Raw genomic sequence first — 19,506 nt, forward strand, 5'->3', positions numbered from 1 at the left:
CAGCATGCTCGTGATAATGGGAACAAGCGCAGGCTAGGTCCGGCGTCAAATGAGCGCAAGCTCGATCATGGAAGATAATGGGGAAGGTTCAGGCGCGGATCATCCGAAAAACGGGGTGTCGGGGTGGCGCAAGAGTCCGGCCAGGTGGCCGACGTCGTTGTAGCCGAGCAGCCGGACCTCAGGCAGTGAAATGGTGCTGATGCCGGTGTTGGCCATGGCACCCATCGGACCCGTGTAGACGTGCGTGTCGTGCGGTAGCCCGGTTGCCCATCGAAGGATCTGGGCGATCGGGCCTCCGTGTGTGAACACTGCGATCATGCGGTCCCCGGTGTCCGCCAGGCTCTGCACGGCGGCAACGGCTCTCCGTCCGACGTCTGCCCACGATTCGCCCCCGGGCCTCGACACGTCCTCACCGGCTCCGTAGCGTTTCCAAAGGTCGGGCCATCTCGCCTCGACTTCGGTAGGCATGCGACCCTCCCACTCACCGTTGGCGATCTCCCTGAGCCCGGGCTCCGGCTCGATATCCAGCTGCAGCAGGCCGGCCAGCGGTGCTGCCGTCTGCATCGTCCGTGGAAGATCGCTCGAGATGATTCGGGTTATCGGGAGTGTGGACAGGCGCGCGCCGACGGCGGCAGCCTGGCGGTGGCCGAGGTCGGAGAGAGGCGCGTTGGTCTGGCCTATGAGCCGGCCCTCACGGTTGCCTTCCGCCTCGCCGTGCCTTATGAGAAGAGCAAACGTGGTGCTCACCGGACACCCACCGATGCTGTGTCGACCCGGGGATCCGGCGCTCCGGTTCGCAGGCCGTCGGAGTCAACGGCGATAACAGAAACCGGTCCCCAACCGCCCTCCATGTCGCTCGCAACCTCGACATCGTGTCCGCGCCGCACCAGATCCTCGCAAACCGATTCTGCCATCCGAGCTTCCACTCTTATCTTTGAACTCCCGGACAGTTGTGCGGTCGTCCAGCGAGGCCGGGCTTGCGCCGCTCCCGGCGCGTCGCCTGCATGGAACAGATGGGCCGCCACCTGGGCGAGCAGCTGCGGCTGCAGGTGGCCGCCGCGCGTTCCGAGAATCAGATCGAGTGCTCCGTCCTTCGTCCACATCGACGGGGACAGAGTGTGGAGCGGCCGCTTGCCCGGCCGTAGTTCGTTCGGGTGCCCGGGCTCGACATTGAATCCTGCCCCTCGATTGTGCAGGAAGAAACCTTGATCGCCGGCGGCGATGCCGTTGCCGATTCCCATGAAGTTCGATTGGATCAGTGAGACACCCAGACCGTTCCGGTCGAGTACGCACAGGTAGGTGGTCCCGCCCGGGGGCATCGTTTCCGTGGGCCACGATACGGCGCGGTCGGTGATCAGCCGGCTCCTCGCTCTCAGTCTGTCGGAGGAAACGAGAGCCGGAGGGAGTAGAGGAGCGAAGTCGGGATCGGCGACCAGATCGTCCCGCTCCCAGGCAATCGACCTGTATGCCTCTATGAGAGCATGAAAGTAGCCGGGCTCGAGCGGGTCACGCGGCGGATCGAGGTGCTCGAAGATCCACGCACCGGCGAGTGTCAGATATCCCTGCGAGTTGGGAGGGATGGTCCAGGCAGTGCGACCGAACACCTCCAGAGCCAGAGGTTCGACCCAGTCGGCTTGACTGGTCTCGAGATCGTGCGCAGTTATCAGAGAGCCCGTTGCGGCGGTGATCGCCCTGCCGGGTGAGCCCGAATAGAAGGCACTGCGCCCGCCGTTCGCAATGCTCGTCAGAGTCCTGCCCAGGTCCCGGCGCCGGATGCGCCGGCCGCGTTCGGGCTCGCCGCCCTCGTAGAGCGACCTGGCGGAGGGCTGCTCTCGAAAGGAGGTTTCCTTGCGCCGCAGGGCGGAGGCCAGTTCTGTCGAAGCCGGGAACCCGTTCTCAGCAAGCGAGATGGCAGGGGCGAGCACTGCCGCAAGAGGCATCGAGCCGAACCGTCCGGACAGGGACTCCCAACCGTCGACGCAGCCCGGGATCGTGGCGGTGAGTGGATGGTCCCACGGGATCTCCGTGCCTCCGTCCCGCCTGATGATGTCGGGATCCGCGCCGGATCCGGCCCTCCCCGACGCGTTCAGGGCCAGCGGCCCTGCAGACCCGGGCTCAAGGATGAGGGCGAAGAGGTCTCCGCCGATCCCACAGGTGTGCGGCTCACAGACACCGAGCACCGCATTGGCTGCGATGGCGGCGTCGACGGCGTTGCCTCCCGCCGAGAGGATTTCCATGGCCGCCTGAGTGCCCAGGCCGTGGGCCGTGACGACCACATCACCGAATGTCTGTGCTTCGGTCGCGCGATGCATTCCTAGCGGCGGAAGCTGGGCACGATACGGTTGACGGCATCCAGCACGGCGCGTACGGCGGCCTGCGCCTCATTGGCTCCGACCAGCGCCGACCCGACCAGGACACGTTCCTCGCCGCCCGACACGATGACGATCTGCGCTACGGCGACCTGTCTTGTACCGATGGTCGGGGTCTCGAGCGCCGCCAGTGCCACCGCAGCGTCGTCTCCGATGGCATGTTCCAGGGCCGCCACGGTGGCCTCACCGACGGAGCGAAGGCGCGTCGTTGCGGCGCTGGGGCCGCTGGCAACACCGGTAATCATCTCGTTTCGCCAGGCCAGAGTCACAGTCACGGTGAGTTTGGATCCGACGGGTTCCTCGAGGATGTCGACGATGGCAGGGCGATCGCCCCGGCCGATTTCCTCGTTCTCGATCTGCACGACGGAGATCACCCGGCGGTCGACTGTGAGCCCGAACCGGGCCATGGCCAGGGACTGCACGTCGCGCACGACCTGCTTTGGGGTCTTGCCGGGTGAGCCCAAGATGTGGATCTCGCTGATGGTGCCGTTCTCGCCGACGACCCTGGCGGCGTCGACCGTAGGCAGGCGACAGAGGGTTTCTTCGAGTTCCTGGTAGCGCATCACTGCACAATGTAGCGTGCTTGGGTTCGTGCGAAAGTTATTGAGATGCGAACCGGTGCGCTGTTAGTCTCCGTGCATCGCTTCTGCGATAGATGGCGTACCGGGCGTGCTGGTTCGGTTCGCCACGACGGGGCTGGGCAACTCGGGAGCCTCTTCAACTGAGATTTGGAGGTCCAACCGGCAAGAGCCGGACGGAAGGAGGGTGCCCGGACAGAGCGATCAACCTGGAACTACCCGAGCGAAGCGGATCTTTGTTGTGGCTTTAGCGGCCGCGATAAATCATCCCCGAAGGTGATAGCTCCTTATGAAGGCCAAAGTGGCCCGCTTCATTGCAATTGCGAGCAGTCTGTCGGCGTTGATCGTTGCCGGTGCTGCTTCATTCAAAGTTGGTTGATCGCCCTGCCGGGCATTCCTCAATAAAGGGGCGAACTTGAGCACCCAGCGGCGTGTACGAATACGACTTGCCATCGCCTACGTGGCGGCCGGCGTCGCGGTGCTCACCCTGCTGGCGGTTACCCAGCCGTTCCCCAATTTCCTGCTGTGGTTTGCTTTCGCCCTGCCCTTCATCTACCTCGAATGGCGGGCCGTCGAGATCAACGATCAGTTGATGGCCAGTTCAACGATCATGGTCGCCCTCACCGGCGGCACGATCTTTGCCATCGAGGGGAGCAGCGCAGCATTGGGGATGGCGGCCATCGCGGCAGTCGGGCCGTTGGTCCCGCGCGACTTCCGGGAGCGTCGATGGTTCCAGCCCGCCGTCAATTTCGGGCAACTGGTCATTAGCGCCGGTTTCGCCGGCCTCGCTCTCGACCTGCTGATCCCCACCGGTATCGACCCGTCTGCCGCCGGGAATATCGCCCGTGTTGTCGGCGCAGCTTCGGTGGCCGCCGTTGCATACGCGATCCTGAACTACGGTCAGGTGCGGTCGATCGTCAAGGCCGCTTTCGGAAGACGCGATATCCGGCCGTGGTCGGGCATGGCCATGATCCTCCCCGCCTACTTCGTCATGGGGGTGCTCGGCGGGTTCCTCGGCATCGTATACGCGACCGTCGGATTCTCGGTGCTGCCGCTCATCCTCGTGGTCTTCGTCGCCGGCCATTACACCTTCGCCTCCTACGGCGAACTGCGCGAGGCGCACGAGGCGACGTTGCGCGGCTTCATCAAGGCGCTCGAGGCCAAGGACCTGTATACGCGCGGCCACACCGAGCGAGTCGCATATTTCGCCCAACTGGTCGGCGAAGACCTCGGATTCCGCGGCTCCCGTCTCGAACGAGTGCGGGTTGCCGCCCTGATACACGACGTCGGCAAGCTCGCCGTCCCCCGCGACCTGATTCGCAAGCGCGGCCGGTTGACGGAGGAGGAGTACGAAAACCTCCAATCACACGCGCACGTGGTTGAGGAGATCCTGGCGGAAGTGGAGTTCCTTCGACCGATGGTGGAGATTGCTTCCGGCCATCATTCTCAATTCGACGGAAGCGGATACGGCGGCAGCGGCCACCAGCTCGGCAAGCGCCCGTCCATGGAAGCTCGCATTCTCGCCGTCGCCGACGCCTTCGATGCCATGACCAGCACACGTTCATACCGGATGGCGCTGAGTCAGGAGTATGCCTTTGAAGAGCTGCGCCGCAATGCCGGCACACAGTTCGATCCTGCGATAGTCGAGTCACTCGTGCGGGCCCTCACCCGCACCGGTGAGCGGTATGGATCTCCGGGGCTGGTCGACGAGGAGCAGGCTCGCCGGATGGCGGAAGGGAGAACAAGTGGCCAGGTCTGACCCGGCGCGTCGCTCCCCGATCATGAACGTGATGTGGGCACTCGCCTTCGCGGCACTGTTCTTGGTGCTGGCGATAGAGGCGTCCGACCGGCTGTTCGAGATTCTCGTCGCCGTGTTACTCCTCGCTGGAGCGTCGCAGATAGTGGTTCCGGCAACGAGTGGCAACTCCCTCTCGCTCGGCTTCGCGGTTGCGGCGGCAGTTCCCCTCGTCCTTCACGCTCCGGGTGGAGAAGTAGATCTGGTGGCATCCACATCCGTGTTCGTCGGCGGGGGACTGATCGCCTGGGTAACCGCCGTCCTCCGCGGCCAGGATGCGGTTGTTTCGCTGGCCTCTGCCATGCGCCGGGCCGTCGGTGCAGGCGTCTACGCGGTGATCGTCCGCTACGTGACGCCGCTCGCCGAAGATCTGCTCGGGGTCGATCCGGACGCGGCTCGGCTGATCGGATTCGCAGCCGGGTCGGCAGTGTGGTTCACGCTCGAGGTATTCCTATGGGCCTTCGTCACTTTCGGCCGTCGCCGCATCAGCCGGCGGTACCTCTGGTTGCTGGCCGTCAAGGACTGGATGGTGGCGTTGAGCCTGCTGGCCACCGGGGCCCTGTTCGGCTTCGTATACGGAGACATTGATCTATGGGCTGCGGTCGTCGTCGTGGGTGTTCCCTATGCCTTCGCTCACCTGGCCTTTCACCGCTACCAGGACTCTCGTGCCACCTACTGGCAGACCATTCGGGCGTTGTCGCGTATTCCCGAGGTGGCGGGTCTCTCGCCGGACGGTCACGGCGACCGAACGTCGGAAATGGCTGTGCAGGTCGGCCAGCGCCTGGGGCTTTCACCCGATGAAGTCGAAGACATTCGCTTCGCGGCGATGATGCACGACATAGGCAGAGTCACTTTGAACGAGCCGAACGTCATCAAGATGGGGTTTACCGAAGAGGACATTGCCAGGTGGGGATCGGAAATCATCGGTGAATCGGCATACCTCGAACGAATCGCCCACCTCGTCCGGCAGCAGCATCATCCCTACCGGCGCCCGGGCGAGTACAAGGACCTCGAACTGCCGATGGCTTCCAAGGTCATCAAAGCAACCAGCGCCTACGACCACGCAACGACCGAACTCGGCTTCTCCCAGCTCGAGGCGCTCGAGGTTCTGCATCGCGGTGCCGCTTACGATTACGACCCCGACGTCGTGGAAGCTCTCCGGGAGATCGTCGACGCCGGAAGGTAGCTTCTAGGTGCGGCGGGCCGAACCCGCTTCGGCCTGGGCGCCGTGCTTGAACCATCGAACCGGGCGCCGCAGTTCGTGCTCGAGGAACCGTCCAAGGCCTACGGCGAGCAGGACGTCGCCGAGCGAGATCACCTGCCCCTGGCCGATCAACCGCAGGGGAATCACATCGGCAAGGAAGGCGAGACGGGTGCTCTCGTCGAGAACCAGGTGCTTGTAGTTGCCTGTGATGTCCACCGATTCGGGGAATCCGCCGGCGACTATCGCCGCCCCTTCGAGGACCGGCATTCCGCCGTTGGCAGCAATGACCGAGAAGTTCATCAGGATGCCCAGACCGGCCAGCCACATCCCCGGCCTGTCGCGGTTGACGATAACCATCACGAGCAAGGGCACGTAGGAGAGGAGTATCAGGGTGATTCCGGTGGGTCTCGCCCAGTCGGATTCCTGTGGGAAGAAACTGGTAGCCGTTTGCATCCCGAAGCCCAATATGAGCAGCCACCACATTCTCAGCCGAACGTCCGACAGGTTGCGCAATCTGCCCCCGCGGACGACAGCGATGGAGGCGGCTAAAAAGAGCACGAGCGCCAACCAGACCATGACCGAACCGTACCACCGTTGCCGCCCTAGAACGCACTATCAGACGGCCCACCGGCTAGTTTGGCCGGGTTGGAAGGACACAATGCTCACATACGACGTTGCAGTTCCCAGAGCCACGATCACTCTCGATGATCCCGATCGCAGAAACCCGATGTCGATCGAGGTGATGCAGGCGATACTTGAAAGGTTGCGAGAGGCGATCGCCGCACCGGATGTCAAGGTGATCGTGATCACCGGCGCAGGCGATCGGGCTTTCTCCGCAGGCGGAGACCTCTCGGGTGGGTTCGTAGATGAGCCCGTGGCCCTCCATCGAGCTCGCGGAGTGCTGGCCGACATCTTTCGGACGATGAGAACCGGGGGGAAGCCAACCGTGGCGCGGGTGAACGGGCATGCCCTGGCCGGCGGGTTCGGACTGGCCGCGGCATGCGACATCGTGATCGCGGTCGATCGCGCCAAGTTCGGGATGCCCGAGATAAACGTGGGCCTGTGGCCGATGATGATCGGCGCGGTCCTGCAGCGGGCGATGCCCCACAAAGCGGCCCTCGAACTGATGATGACCGGCCGCCTCATCTCCGCGGGGGAAGCCCAGCGGCTCGGCGTCGTTTCGCGAGTAGTCGCCGCCGAGGCTCTGGATGAAGCCGTCGATGAAACGGTTTCCGACCTCGCCTCCAAGAGCCCGTTGATCCTGGAACTCGGGCGCGATGCCTTCTACGCAGTCGAGGACATGGCATTCGATGCTGCGCTCGACCATCTCCAGGTCGGGCTCACCGAGGTGGCGCTGACCGAGGATGCGGCGGAGGGAGTGGCGGCATTCCTGGAGAAGCGTAGACCGGAGTGGCGGGGACGCTGAGTGGTGACATGACCGCGATGAGGCTTGAGTAGTTCGACCTTGGCTGTAGAGTTTTAACCGCATCGGCTCTTTGGGGACCAATGAAAACAATACGAATCGTGGGATGGACGATGATCTGGGCCGGGGGGATCATCCTGGCCTTCCTCGCCTATCAGTTGGTCGGCACCAACCTGATCACCAGCCGCGCCCAGGACGCTGCGGCGGTCGAGGTTGCCGACCGGTTCGCCGAGGTCCGTGGGCAACTCGAGGCGCAGGGGGACCTTCCATCCACAACCGTGGTCGACGAGAGCACCACGACGACGACGACGACTACCGGGGCGGTGACGGGAACGGTTGAGGACGAGCCCGCCGCGGTGGTGCTGTATGAGGAACCGGTGCCCGGCGAGGGCGAAGCCTTCGGGATCATCAGCATTCCAAAGATCGATCTCGAGCACGTGATGATGGAGGGTGTCGATCGAGACACCCTCAAAGCGGGGCCCGGACACATGCCGTGGACGCCGCTGCCCGGCCAGCCGGGTAACGCCGTCATCAGCGGCCATCGTACGACGTACGGAGCGCCGTTCTTCGATCTCGACCTTCTCGAAGCCGGCGACCAGATCATCGTGGAGACGGCGCTGGGCGAGCACGTGTTTGCGGTTCGAGAGACGTTGATCGTTCTGCCGACCGATGTCTGGGTGACGAATCCAAAGCGCGGAGCGTGGCTCACCCTGACGACCTGCAACCCGCGTTTCTCGGCACGTGAACGGTTGGTCATTCAGGCTGAGCTGGTGGACGGCCCGAACCTCCCCTACGCTCGGTCCGTCGTGGAGGAGTTCATGGAGCCGATGTCCTGATGCGGCGCTTCTACAGGTTCTTGCCGGGACCCCCCTCCGCCAAGGTGGCGGCGATGATCGTCATCCTGCTCGCGGCGTTGATCGCTCTCGGTTTCCTGTTCGAGTGGGCCGGGGACCTTCTCGACAGCGGCGGCGTGATCGGGAACTCGCCGCAATAGCACCCGCCGGGTCGGCGGGTTTGCACGGAATCGCCCTGCTACGAGGAGAAGTCCGCGTCGATCCTGGTGATCAGATCCTCGTAGGTCATCATCCCCGTCCATTGGCGAACGATGATGCCGTCTGCGTCGATGAACCAGGTGGTCGGTAGACCCAGGTATGGGAACTGGCTGGCGATCACGCCCGTTTTGTCGATGCCCAGCGGGTAACCGACGCCGATCTCCGCCCCGAAGGCGGCGGCCGCGGCGGGGTCGTCTTCGACGGCGATACCGAGCAAGAGGACGTCGTCGCGTTCCGAGGCGAGGGTATCGAAGTCGGGCATTTCGGCACGGCAGGGACCGCACCACGACGCCCAGAAGTTGAGGACGATCGGGCGGCCGTCGTTGGCGAAGTGATCGCTCAGGTCGAACGTTTCGCCGGATAGGAGTTCCAGGTCGAAGTCGGCCGCCGGCGTTCCTGCCAGAGGTCCCCCGGGTGGATGGAACACATCTTCGGAGGAGCTTTCCTCGATGGCATTCTGGACGGCTCCGGCTGCGGCTCCGGGGTCGGGTTCACCGTCCCGAGTGCTGAGGATTGCTGCAACTATGACCGCAACTCCGACGGCGACGAGAAAGACCGTGCTGAGGAGGCCGCCGCGCCGCGGAAGCGGGCCGGGTTCTGTAGTCATAGTGAGGCAGCGTAGCCGCCGGCCGGTCGTACGAAATCCGCCGCGCTAGCTCGCGTCCGGCCGGAACACCGTCTGGCGGTAATAGCGCAGTTCTTCAATCGACTCGCGGATGTCGTCGAGTGCCCGGTGTTCGCCCTGCTTCTTCGGCGCATTCTCGACCGCTTCGGGGTACCAGCGTCGTGCGAGCTCCTTGATGGTCGACACATCGACGATCCGGTAGTGCAGGTAATCGTTGAGGGCCGGCATGTATTTGCGGAGGAAGGCCCGGTCGGCATGAACGCTGTTGCCCGCCAGCGGTGCGGTGAATGGCTCGGGAACGTGTTCGGCAATGAACTCGATGACGAGGCGCTCGGCTCGAGCGGCGGTGATCGTAGAGTCGGGCACGTCTGCCGTCAGTCCGGACTTGGTGTGCATCTCCGCGACGATCTCCATCATCCCCTCGAGTTGGTCGGCGGTGGCATGGAGCACGAGGTCGGGTCCCTCGTGGATCTCCTCGAGCGACCCGTCGGTGACGATGCAAGCGATTTCGAGGATGACGTCATTGTCCGGGTCGAGTCCGGTCATCTCGAGATCAATCCAAACAAGCGGTTGGTCCATCCCCGGACACTACTTCTTATCCGTTTTCGCGCGACATTCCGACCCGATGGGTACCGAATGTCGCGCGAAAACGGGTGGGAGCGACAACCCCCTGTACAAGGGGGGCCGATTCCGGCACTTTGTGGCCATGAACGTCAACCGGGAACTTCGCAAGCTCGCTGCTGCTCAATACGGAATCGTTGGCAGGCGACAGGCACACTCGCTCGGGGTGACAACTAAGGAGTTGATTCACAGGATCCGACGGGGGGACTTCGAGGAATTGTCTCCCGCGGTGCTTCGGCTGGCCGGCACTGCCGACTCTGACGGCGCGCGGCTGGCAGCGGGAGTGTTGGACGCGCCGCCCGGTGCCGTTCTCTCCCACAGATCAGCCGCAGCTTGGTGGGGTTTGCCGGGATTCTCCGTTGATAGACCGGTTCAAGTCACCGTTCCTCGTCAAGGAATCCGGACTCGGACCGGATTGGCGGCCGTTCACTTCCACAAGGACCTACCGCTCGACCAAATCATGGTGGTGCAGGGAATCCCGACATCCTCGCCGGCTTTGACCATGTTTCAGCTGGCCGCACAGGAGCATCCCGCGCGGGTGGAACGGGCAGTCGATTCAGGTTTCGCGATGGGGCTCTTCGACGCCCGGGCGCTCCACGATCTACTCGGCCGCATCGCGGCCCGCGGTCGCAACGGGATTCGGACTATGCGGGCGGTTCTCCAGGAGAGGGGCCCGGACTATGTGCCTCCTGAGAGCGGGAACGAGTCGCGCTTCGAGTGGATTCTGAAGGCAAATGGTGTTCCACTACCGCGGCGTCAAGTCTCGGTCGGCAACGAGTTCTTGATAGGCCGCGTCGACTATCTATACGAGGCGGAACACGGAGTAGTCGAGATACTCAGCCGCCGGTACCACAGCTCGAAGCTCGATTCGCGGGCGGACAGGGCGCGATTCAACCGGCTGGAGGAGGCAGGTTTCCGCGTTCTCACCATCTGGGACCAGGAGATCTGGGAACGGCCTGACGACGTCGCCTCGAAGGTTTGGAGGTTCCTCTCCGAGCTCAGAAGGCCCGACCGCGCCGGAGTCCCTTCGTTTTCGCGCGACATTCCAACCCTATAGGTACCGAATGTCGCGCGAAAAGCGGATCTTTGTTCTGTCAGCTGGTGGCCATCTTCTTCAGGACCGTGTGGAGGATTCCACCGTTCCGGTAGTAGTCCACCTCCACCGGGGTGTCGATGCGGCACTTGGTCGTGAATTCGATAACCGTGCCGTCTGTTCTCCTGGCCCTCACCGCAACGTCTTGACGGGGCTGGAGTGAGTCGTCGACCACAACATCGAATGTCTCGGTTCCGTCGAGGCCCAGCGAGTCCGCGTCGGTTCCCTCTTCGAACTCGAGCGGCAACACGCCCATCCCGATCAGGTTCGATCGGTGAATCCGTTCGAACGACTTGGCAATCACCGCTTTGGCGCCGAGGAGGAACGTCCCCTTCGCCGCCCAGTCGCGCGACGATCCCATTCCGTAGTCGACGCCGCCGAGCACGATCAGCGGGATACCGGCTTCCTTGTAGCTGAGGCTTGCCTCGTAGATGCTCTTGACCCGGCCGTCGGTGAAGTCCGTCGTCCACCCGCCCTCCGTTCCGGGCGCTAGTTGGTTGCGCACCCGGATATTGGCGAATGTTCCGCGTGTCATCACCCTGTCGTTGCCGCGCCGTGAGCCGTACGAGTTGAACATCGCCTTGTCGACTCCGTTGGCCGTGAGGTACCGGCCGGCGGGCGAGTCCGGGGCGATCGACCCGGCGGGACTGATGTGATCGGTCGTGACCGAGTCGCCGAGCTTGGCCAGCACCCGTGCTCCCGTGATCGGGACGATGGTTCCCGCCCGGGTAGTGAGCCCCTCGAAGAACGGTGGTTCCTGCACATACGTCGACCCGGCATCCCAGGAGTACAAGGCACCGCCCGACGTTTTGATCGCCTGCCAGGCGTCCGGACCCTCGAACACGTCTGCATATTGGGTCCTGAACTGCTCCTGGGTGACGTTGGCGCCGACGATCGCATCGACTTCGGCCTGCGTCGGCCAGATGTCGCGCAGGAACACGTCGCGGCCGTCCCGGTCCCGACCGATCGGCTCCGTGGTCAGGTCGATCGCCACGGTACCGGCCAGCGCGTATGCAACCACCAGCGGGGGTGAGGCCAGATAGTTGGCGCGCACGTCCGGGTTGATCCGGCCCTCGAAGTTCCGGTTGCCCGACAGCACAGAGGCTGCGACCAGATCCGCTTCCTTGATGCCCGCCGAGACCTCTTCAGGCAGTGGGCCCGAGTTTCCGATGCAGGTGGTGCAACCGTATCCGACCGTGTAGAACCCGGCTGCCTCGAGATCCTCGAGCAAGCCCGACCGGGTCAAGTACTCGGTGACTACGGTCGATCCGGGGGCGAGTGATGTCTTCACCCACGGTTTGCGGGTCAGTCCCTTCTCCCTGGCTTTGCGTGCGACCAGTCCGGCTCCGACCATGACATCCGGATTCGACGTGTTGGTGCAAGAGGTGATCGCGGCAACCACGATGTCGCCGTGGTGCATCTCGAAGGACCGACCTTCGGACTCGACCTCCGCCGCCGTCCGATCGCCTGCCTTGCCGAAAGTGACATCCAGATCCGTGTGCCACTGAGATTTCATATCGGACAACTCGATACGGTCTTGCGGGCGCTTCGGCCCAGCCAGAGCCGGCTGAATCGTCCCCATGTCGAGTTCCAGGGTCGACGAGTAGACGATCTCCCGGTCATCCTCTCTCCACAAACCCTGCTCGCGGTAGTACTGCTCGACCGTGGCGACCAGTTCCTCGTCGCGGCCGGTCAGCCGCAGGTAGCGGGTGGTTTGCTCGTCCACCGGGAAGAAACCCATCGTCGCTCCGTACTCGGGAGCCATGTTGGCGATCGTCGCTCGATTGGCGACGGGCATTTCGGCCAGACCCGGTCCGAAGAACTCGACGAACTTGCCGACCACTCCGTGGGCCCGCAGCATCTGTGTCACCTTGAGGACCAGATCAGTGGCCGTTGCTCCCTCTGCCAGCTTGCCGGTCAGCTTGAACCCGACCACCTCGGGGAGGAGCATGTAGATCGGCTGTCCGACCATCACCGCCTCTGCCTCGATGCCGCCGACCCCCCAGCCGACCACTCCCAATCCGTTGATCATCGTCGTGTGGCTATCGGTGCCGACCAGGCTGTCGGGATAGAGGTCGGTGCCGTTGTCCCACACAACCTTGGCCAGGAACTCGAGATTGACCTGATGAACGATGCCGGTTGCCGGGGGTACCACCCGGAAGTTGTCGAAGGCGGACTGGCCCCACTTGAGGAACTCGTAACGCTCACGGTTGCGTTCGAACTCCTTCTCGGCGTTGATCTGCAGGGCCATGCCCGAGTTGAAGGCGTCGACCTGCACCGAATGGTCGATCACCAGGTCGCACGGGACCAGCGGATTGACCTTCTGGGCGGCCGATTCGTCGCCGGTCATCCTGACCACGGCCGATCGCATTGCCGCAAGATCGACGACCGCGGGGACGCCGGTGAAGTCCTGGAGCACTACGCGGCCGGGGGAGAAGGCGATCTCAGTTTCACCGACCTTGGTTGCGTCGTAGGCGGCGATCGCTCTGATGTCTTCGTCGGTCACCGCGTGGCCGTCGAAGTTGCGAAGCGCCGCTTCGAGCAGGACCTTGATCGAATAGGGCAGCGCATCGACGTCGCCGAACGACTTCAGCGCGTCGAGGCGGTGTATGGCGCGTTCGCCGAGCGGAGTCGAGATGGTCGAGCGCGAGTTGAACGGATCTGGCATGGTCACCTCGTTCTTTGTAATGACCGCCATTGTACGAGAAGGGGCCGGACTCCCGACCGGTCTGGGCGGAGAAGATGCCTGCCGTCGCAAAGGCGACCCGCAGGCGGGGATTCACACCTCGGCTACGCAGTCTTCTGCGGCGCCGGGGTTTGAAACAACCTGGACCGGTCGCCAGTCGGCGGACAGTGTCTCCATCAAGCCCGACACGATGCCTCGATCCAGCGAGCACACGACTTCCGGATGTTTGACGGCCGTGTCTGCGAAGGGGCAATGGCTGGTCAGCAGTCGCCGACTGTCGGCATCCGGATCGGTTGAGAATCCCATGCCGGTCATCGCCAGGGCGACTGCGCTCACCGCCATGTCGAACCCGGACTCCTCCGGTGCGCCGATCTCGGCGGCGATCTCCTTGCCGTACTCCCGGCCGACATCTGCGGCCAGTTCTGCGAGGTTGCCCGGGTTGATCCTCTCGATGACCCGGACCAGCAGTTCGGAGAGCAGGTCGTAGCGCCGGGCCGGGAAGTGGAGGTCGATTTCCTTGGTCGTCGCCGTGTAGCACTTGGCGGGTCGGCCGGCGCCGGGGCCGCTCTTTCCTTCGGGCCGGCGGCGCGTCACTTCGAGGTAGCCATCCTCGGCCAGGTGGTCGAGGTGGTGCCGTGCAACGTTCGGGTGGATCGAGAACAACTCGGCGATCTGAGTGGCGGTGGCGGGTTCCGGTGATTCGCGCACGGTGATGTAGATTCCGCGCCGTGTCGGATCGCCCAGGGCTGAAGTCAGATCACTGATCGATTGTGAGAGTGCTTTGGCGTCCATCTGCCCGGATTCGTTGGCGGTGTTTGTCACTATAGTTTCGTCGGCCTTCTAAACACTACGTCGTTAGGTAAATCATATGGCCGAACAAGATGCCCTCGATACCGTCGTCGGAGCCGTCGAGGATCCGCTGCTGCACCGATCGCTCGAGTCCCTGGGGATGTTGCGCGCCGCCGTATCGGGCCGCCTCGGGAAAGCCCGGATAGAGGTTGCACTTCCGGTGCCCAACTACCCGTTCCAGGATCAGCTCGTCGGGCTGATCACAGCGGCGGCCGGGGAAGCAGGGTCCAAGTCGGTTTCGGTGGATTTCACTCTCATGACCGACGACGAGCGGGCGAGCCTCATGCAGCAGCTGCGGCCCAACCGGGAGATGGTTGGTGGGCCGGGATCCAAGACCCGCATCATCGGTGTGTCGTCAGGCAAGGGTGGTGTCGGGAAGTCTTCTGTGACCAGCAACCTGGCCGTTGCCCTGAACAGGATCGGCCATTCGGTCGGGGTCATAGATGCCGATGTCTGGGGATTCTCCGTGCCGAAGATGATGGGCGCCGATTACGCGCCGATCGTGATCGACGAGTCGATGATCGCCCCGGAGATGTACGGAGTGAAGGTCATGTCCATGGACTACTTCGTTGCCGACGATCAGGCCGTGATCTGGCGTGGGCCCATGCTTCACAAAGCGATGGAACAGTTCCTGGTGGACGTCTTCTGGGACGATCCCGACTTCCTGCTCATCGACATGCCGCCGGGGACGGGCGACATCGCTATCTCCCTCTCACAGTTCCTGCCGCGGGCCCAGGCGCTCGTTGTGACCACGCCGCAGCCCGCCGCGCAGCGGGTCGCGAAACGCGCTGCGCTCATGGCCGAGAAGGTCAATCAGGAGGTTGTGGGCGTGGTCGAGAACATGTCGTGGTTCACCGGAGATGACGGCAAGCGTTACAACCTGTTCGGCGAGGGAGGGGGAGCGACGCTGGCGGAGGAGATCGGCTCGGTCTTGCTCGGTCAGATCCCGCTGGTGCCTGCGATGCGAGAGGGAGCCGACCACGGCCGACCGGTGGCGTTGGCCGATCCGGGTGGAGAAGCCGACGTCGCTTTCGAGCAACTGGCGAGAGCGATCGTTGATCGCAAGCCGCGAGTCCGGACTCACCCGGAGCTGGTCATTCGGCAGTAGTGAGTGGCAGGCCGCCGGTACCCCGGTTGGTTTCTGGCAATCAGCGCTGAACGCCGGAAAGCGGACAGAACCTGGAGCCTCCGGGAACCCTGCCTTCGTATTACGACCGTTTGCTCTGCGGTCGCGCGTTAGCCTCGGCGCATGGACATCCGCGCCATCACGCCAGACGAGTTCCGTGCCTACGCCTCCGTGTGGGAACGCACCTTCAATTTCGACGGCAAGGACGACGAGCTGGCGCAGGAAGCCAAGGTTCACGAGCTCGACAGGAGCATCGTGGCGGTCGACGGCGGGAAGTTCGTCGGCACCGGAGGGTCGTTCAGCTTCCGGCTGACGGTTCCCGGTGGTGTGGTTCCGGCGGCGGGCCTGACGGCCGTCGCCGTGCTCCCCACACACCGGCGGAAGGGTGTACTCACCTCCATGATGCGCTACCACCTCGAAGATGTGCAGGAACGAGAGGAGCCTGTGGCTCTGCTGCGTGCCTCGGAGAGCGTGATCTACGGCCGCTTCGGCTACGGAGTGGCCACATACGATTCGAGTTGGAGGATCGGCCGGCGCGATGCCGCTTTCAGGGTCGAGGACCGGGGCATAGAAGCGGTCTCTCTCATCGACCCCGACCGAGCGAGAAAGGTGCTGCCCGAGGTCTACGCGGGCGCGGCGCCGGCCACCCCCGGGTTCCTGTCTCGCGGGAAAGAGATCTGGGATCACACGATGTCGGATCTGGAATCCTGGCGCGGAGGATTCACGTCCAATCGCTTCGCGCTCTACGAGGAGGACGGGACTGCACTCGGATACCTTCGCTATCGGGCCAAGGACACGTGGGAGCAGAGTCTGCCGAAGAACGAGATCCTGGCGGCCGAACTGATCGCATTGACGCCGCAGGCGGAGGCGGCGCTTTGGCGCTTCATCTTCTCGACCGACCTCGTCGACGAGATTCGCGCTCAGAATCGTCCTACCGAAGAGCTGCTCGATTTGCTGCTGGCCGATCCCAGAAGGCTGGTCCGCCGCCGGACCGATGGCCTGTGGGCCCGACTGGTGGACGTTCCGGCGGCACTGGCGGGGCGAAGATACAGGGTCGAGGGGCGGCTGGTGATCGAGGTGACCGACCCGTTCCTTCCCGATAGCGGTGGCCGTTTCCTACTCGAAGGCGGTCCGGACGGTGCCGAATGCCGGCGGACCACCGACGAACCGGATCTCGTCGTGGATCCGGCGGTCCTCGGTGCCTGTTACCTCGGAGGTGGCAGTTTCGCCTTGCTCCGGGCGGCCGGGCGTGTTGGCGGTTCGAGAGAGGCCGCGCAGCTGGCCGACACGATGTTCTCCTGGCACGTCCAACCGTGGTGCCCGCACTACTTCTAGCCGCGAACCGGGGTCTCGGCGTCGATCGGAAGTCTCAACGTGAATCTGCTCAGTCCGTCGCTATAGGCGTATTCCAGCTGCCCGTTCATGAGTTCGGCAAGCTGTCGGGAGACGGTCAGTCCAAGCCCCACCGATGCCGGCTGGGCCGGGTCGTCGTGTGCCCGGAAGTAAGGGTCGAAGATGCGCGTCCAGTCTCTCTCCGCGATGCCGGGGCCGTCGTCTGTGACCTCGATCACCGCGCTCCCGCCCCCGTTGTGAGCATGGACGCGCACACTGGGGCCGCCGTAGCGCAGGGCGTTGCTCACGAGGTTGCGAATTATCTGGCGGAACCGCCCCGCGTCCGCCCAGGCTTCAACCGAGCCGACGTCCAGGTCCAGGCGCTCGATGTGTCCTGATGGAATCGTCCGGATCGCGGACTCCACCTCATCTGAGATCCGGAATCGGCCCGGGTTGATCGTGATCGATCCGATGTCGGCACGGGCGGCAACGAGGAGATCCTGCACGATTGCCGAGACTTCGGTTCCCTGGTCTGCGACGAGCTTGATCAGTTCTTGAAGTTCCGTTTCCTCGAAAGTGTGCCAGTGGTCCCGCAGCTCCTGCGCCAGACCGACAACGGCGGTGAGCGGAGTTCTCAACTCGTGGCTGACCGAGGCCACGAACTCGTCTTTGGTGCGCACGAGGTCTTGCAGTTGTCTCTTAGTCTCAACTTGCTCCGACACGTCGCGCAGAACGGCCGAGAACCTGGCAACCTTGCCGGTGGAGTCGTTATGGGTGAGTCCCACCGCCGAAACCGGCATGGTCGAACCATCCGGCGCTTGGAGATCGAGCTCTCCGGTCCATGCATGTCCCTCCTGGAGGGTCGGGATGACCTCTTCGATCAGGAGGTGCATGGTCTCGCGGTCGAGTGCCTGTGAAACATGGAGGTAGGGAGGCTGCTGTTCCTGATCGATCGAGAAGTAGCTGCGGGCAGCCGCGTTGGCGTAGGTGATCCAGCCGCTCGGGTCGAGCACGACCACGATGTCGGGAGTCGCCTCGATGATGCGCGTCAACCGGTCTTGCGCCTGCTCGGCGAGCTTCTGAGCAGTGACGTCGGTGATGGCGCCCTCGTAGTAGAGAGCAGCGCCGTCGGTGTTTCTCACGGTTCTGGCACTGTCCTGGCTCCAGAAGACCGTGCCGTCCTTCCTGCGTAGTTGCTCCTCGAACGCGATCACCGTGCCGCTGCGGTTGATCTCTTCGATCCACCGTGATCGGGCAGCCGGATTCACATAGACGTCATAGGCGGCCAGTGCGAGCAGATCCTCCTCGTCGCTGTAACCCATCAAGTCTTTCAGGGCAGGGTTCGCCGCGAGTATCTCTCCTTCGGGCGAACTCCTGTACATCGCCACCGGGATTCGTTCGAAGAGCTGCCGGTAGCGCATCTCACTGGATCGAAGTAGTTCCTGTGCGGCTGTCGAGTCGGTGATGTCGACGATCTGAGTAATGCATCTCGATGCAACACCTGATTCCTCCCGGATCAGTGTGACGGTGGCCAGCACGACGACCTCCGAACCGTCGGCATTCAGATAGCGGGTGGTGAGACTGAACGAATCCTCTCCCGGCCCGCCGAGCGCGGCAGCCATCCGCTCCTCTGTGTCTTCGATGGCATCCGGGTGGGTGATGTCCTGCCATCTCATCGTCAGCAGATCCTCGGGCGGGCGGCCGACCAGGTCGCAGAGCGCGCGGTTGACTCTCAGATATCTGCCGTCGATATCGAAGATGGCAATCCCGGTCACGGAGTTCTCAAAAGCAGTGTCGAGCAACTGCTCGGTATCCCGCAGGGCGTGTCTTGCCGTTGCATCCCGGATGACTACCTGGACGGCAGGTTGACCTTCGAGTGAGGTGGGGATGCAAACGGTCTCGGCAACCGTCTCCGAGCCGTCGGTGCGCCGGATCCGAATCTGGGCGAGTTCGGTGGTTCGGCCGGATGCGACCTGATGCATCCTGTCCTTCTCAGCGGGACGATCGGCTGCGGAGACGTGATCCAGGTAGGGAGTGTTGATCGCCGCCTTCGCGTCCCGGTAGCCAAACATGTCGGCGGCTGCCTCGTTGAGATACTTGAGTGCTCCGCTTTGATGAATGAGGATCCCATCCGGTGACGCCTCGACCAGTGAGCGGTATCGCAGCGCAGATGCTTCGAGGGCCGCCCTCGACCTCTCGAGCATGCGGCCGACGTTGCGGAACAGCAAGGCGGCGGCGACGGCCAGTGCCATCAGCACCACCGTGGAAGAGACGACGTCGGCCCTGGACATGTCGTCGCCCGCCCAGTACATCGGAAGAGCCGGGTCCATCCCGACGACATGCAGAGGGATTCTGGCCGCGATGGCGAGTTCGCCCGCGACGACCGTGAACACGACCATCCGGAAGGGAAGAACGAAAGCCGAGATCGATACGACCACAACCGGGATCACTTCGATCACCGTCTCCGGGCCGATCATCCACCACAAACCGAGCGCTATGAGGTGATCGATCACCAGGGCGGCCATCAGACGGTGGTGAAGGCGGTGAACGCCGGTGCCGGCGAAGACGCCGGCCAGTGCGAGTAGGGCCGCGAATGCCCAGTCGGGGCTGCGCAATCCGGCGGCTGCGAAAGCCGCAAAGGCGAAACCCGCCCCATAGCCGAGCCTGCGTATCCGGAACAGGCCGGATACGAGGCGCTCGAAGTCTGGTGGAATTCCTGTAGATGTCCGCCTGCGCGTCACAGGTCAGAATCG

17 protein-coding genes are annotated in these 19,506 nt (G+C 63.7%); 8 read left to right on the plus strand and 9 right to left on the minus strand.

The features are described 5' to 3' along the window. Nucleotides 1–99: 99 nt before the first annotated feature. The 3 genes from VLT15_08625 to VLT15_08635 are packed head-to-tail and all read right to left on the minus strand — an operon-like array spanning nucleotide 100 to nucleotide 2,932. A complete protein-coding gene (locus VLT15_08625) occupies nucleotides 100–747 on the minus strand; it encodes a histidine phosphatase family protein (GenBank protein ID HSR45279.1) in 648 nt (215 codons plus the stop codon). Continuing rightward, on the minus strand, nucleotides 744–2,312 hold the full coding sequence (locus VLT15_08630; GenBank protein HSR45280.1) for a gamma-glutamyltransferase: 1,569 nt from the start codon (nucleotides 2,310–2,312) through the stop codon (nucleotides 744–746). The genes VLT15_08625 and VLT15_08630 overlap by 4 nt, the downstream gene beginning before the upstream one ends. Before the next feature lie 2 nt (nucleotides 2,313–2,314). Beyond that, on the minus strand, nucleotides 2,315–2,932 hold the full coding sequence (locus tag VLT15_08635; protein ID HSR45281.1) for a hypothetical protein: 618 nt from the start codon (nucleotides 2,930–2,932) through the stop codon (nucleotides 2,315–2,317). A 430-nt stretch (nucleotides 2,933–3,362) separates the two neighbouring features. Between VLT15_08635 and VLT15_08640 the strand changes: the two genes are divergently transcribed. Continuing rightward, complete coding sequence (locus tag VLT15_08640; GenBank protein HSR45282.1) at nucleotides 3,363–4,706, plus strand: HD-GYP domain-containing protein; 1,344 nt, start codon at nucleotides 3,363–3,365, stop codon at nucleotides 4,704–4,706. Then, nucleotides 4,693–5,928 carry an HD domain-containing phosphohydrolase gene (locus VLT15_08645; GenBank protein ID HSR45283.1) on the plus strand — a complete coding sequence of 412 codons (1,236 nt, stop codon included), beginning with the start codon at nucleotides 4,693–4,695 and terminating at the stop codon, nucleotides 5,926–5,928. The genes VLT15_08640 and VLT15_08645 overlap by 14 nt, the downstream gene beginning before the upstream one ends. 3 nt (nucleotides 5,929–5,931) lie before the next feature. On the opposite strand, the gene VLT15_08650 is transcribed toward VLT15_08645, so the two are convergent. Then, a complete protein-coding gene (locus tag VLT15_08650; GenBank protein HSR45284.1) occupies nucleotides 5,932–6,522 on the minus strand; it encodes a DUF5317 domain-containing protein in 591 nt (196 codons plus the stop codon). Between the two features lie 82 nt (nucleotides 6,523–6,604). Between VLT15_08650 and VLT15_08655 the strand changes: the two genes are divergently transcribed. The 3 genes from VLT15_08655 to VLT15_08665 all read left to right on the plus strand — a co-directional run bounded on the left by VLT15_08655 (nucleotide 6,605) and on the right by VLT15_08665 (nucleotide 8,363). Then, nucleotides 6,605–7,372 carry an enoyl-CoA hydratase-related protein gene (locus VLT15_08655; GenBank protein HSR45285.1) on the plus strand — a complete coding sequence of 256 codons (768 nt, stop codon included), beginning with the start codon at nucleotides 6,605–6,607 and terminating at the stop codon, nucleotides 7,370–7,372. An 80-nt stretch (nucleotides 7,373–7,452) separates the two neighbouring features. Continuing rightward, on the plus strand, nucleotides 7,453–8,205 hold the full coding sequence (locus VLT15_08660; protein ID HSR45286.1) for a sortase: 753 nt from the start codon (nucleotides 7,453–7,455) through the stop codon (nucleotides 8,203–8,205). Then, on the plus strand, nucleotides 8,205–8,363 hold the full coding sequence (locus tag VLT15_08665) for a hypothetical protein (GenBank protein ID HSR45287.1): 159 nt from the start codon (nucleotides 8,205–8,207) through the stop codon (nucleotides 8,361–8,363). Before VLT15_08660 ends, VLT15_08665 begins: the two co-directional genes overlap by 1 nt. Nucleotides 8,364–8,401: 38 nt before the next feature. Here the strand turns inward: VLT15_08665 and VLT15_08670 are convergent, their stop codons facing one another. Together VLT15_08670 and orn are read right to left on the minus strand one after the other, a co-directional pair. Further along, complete coding sequence (locus tag VLT15_08670; protein ID HSR45288.1) at nucleotides 8,402–9,028, minus strand: TlpA disulfide reductase family protein; 627 nt, start codon at nucleotides 9,026–9,028, stop codon at nucleotides 8,402–8,404. A gap of 45 nt (nucleotides 9,029–9,073) precedes the next feature. Beyond that, nucleotides 9,074–9,625 carry an oligoribonuclease gene (orn, locus tag VLT15_08675; protein HSR45289.1) on the minus strand — a complete coding sequence of 184 codons (552 nt, stop codon included), beginning with the start codon at nucleotides 9,623–9,625 and terminating at the stop codon, nucleotides 9,074–9,076. Nucleotides 9,626–9,752: 127 nt separating this feature from the next. Between orn and VLT15_08680 the strand changes: the two genes are divergently transcribed. Then, nucleotides 9,753–10,724, plus strand: a complete 972-nt coding sequence (locus tag VLT15_08680; protein HSR45290.1) for a DUF559 domain-containing protein — start codon at nucleotides 9,753–9,755, stop codon at nucleotides 10,722–10,724. Nucleotides 10,725–10,761: 37 nt separating this feature from the next. Here VLT15_08680 and acnA read toward each other — a convergent pair whose 3' ends face one another. Both acnA and VLT15_08690 read right to left on the minus strand, forming a co-directional pair. Further along, nucleotides 10,762–13,428 (minus strand): aconitate hydratase AcnA, encoded by a 2,667-nt coding sequence (acnA, locus tag VLT15_08685; protein HSR45291.1) that lies wholly within the window; start codon nucleotides 13,426–13,428, stop codon nucleotides 10,762–10,764. Nucleotides 13,429–13,539: 111 nt separating this feature from the next. Beyond that, on the minus strand, nucleotides 13,540–14,268 hold the full coding sequence (locus VLT15_08690) for a helix-turn-helix domain-containing protein (protein ID HSR45292.1): 729 nt from the start codon (nucleotides 14,266–14,268) through the stop codon (nucleotides 13,540–13,542). Between the two features lie 46 nt (nucleotides 14,269–14,314). Here VLT15_08690 and VLT15_08695 point away from each other — a divergent pair, with 46 nt between their 5' ends. Next, on the plus strand, nucleotides 14,315–15,403 hold the full coding sequence (locus VLT15_08695; protein HSR45293.1) for an Mrp/NBP35 family ATP-binding protein: 1,089 nt from the start codon (nucleotides 14,315–14,317) through the stop codon (nucleotides 15,401–15,403). A gap of 141 nt (nucleotides 15,404–15,544) precedes the next feature. Further along, nucleotides 15,545–16,756 carry a GNAT family N-acetyltransferase gene (locus VLT15_08700; protein ID HSR45294.1) on the plus strand — a complete coding sequence of 404 codons (1,212 nt, stop codon included), beginning with the start codon at nucleotides 15,545–15,547 and terminating at the stop codon, nucleotides 16,754–16,756. Here the strand turns inward: VLT15_08700 and VLT15_08705 are convergent. Next, nucleotides 16,753–19,494, minus strand: coding sequence for a PAS domain S-box protein (locus tag VLT15_08705; protein HSR45295.1), 2,742 nt, complete (start codon nucleotides 19,492–19,494; stop codon nucleotides 16,753–16,755). The genes VLT15_08700 and VLT15_08705 overlap by 4 nt on opposite strands. Nucleotides 19,495–19,506 lie beyond the last annotated feature (12 nt).

The organism is Acidimicrobiia bacterium (assembly GCA_035471805.1).
In the GTDB taxonomy this organism is placed as follows: Bacteria; Actinomycetota; Acidimicrobiia; order Spongiisociales; family JAHEDJ01; genus JAHEDJ01.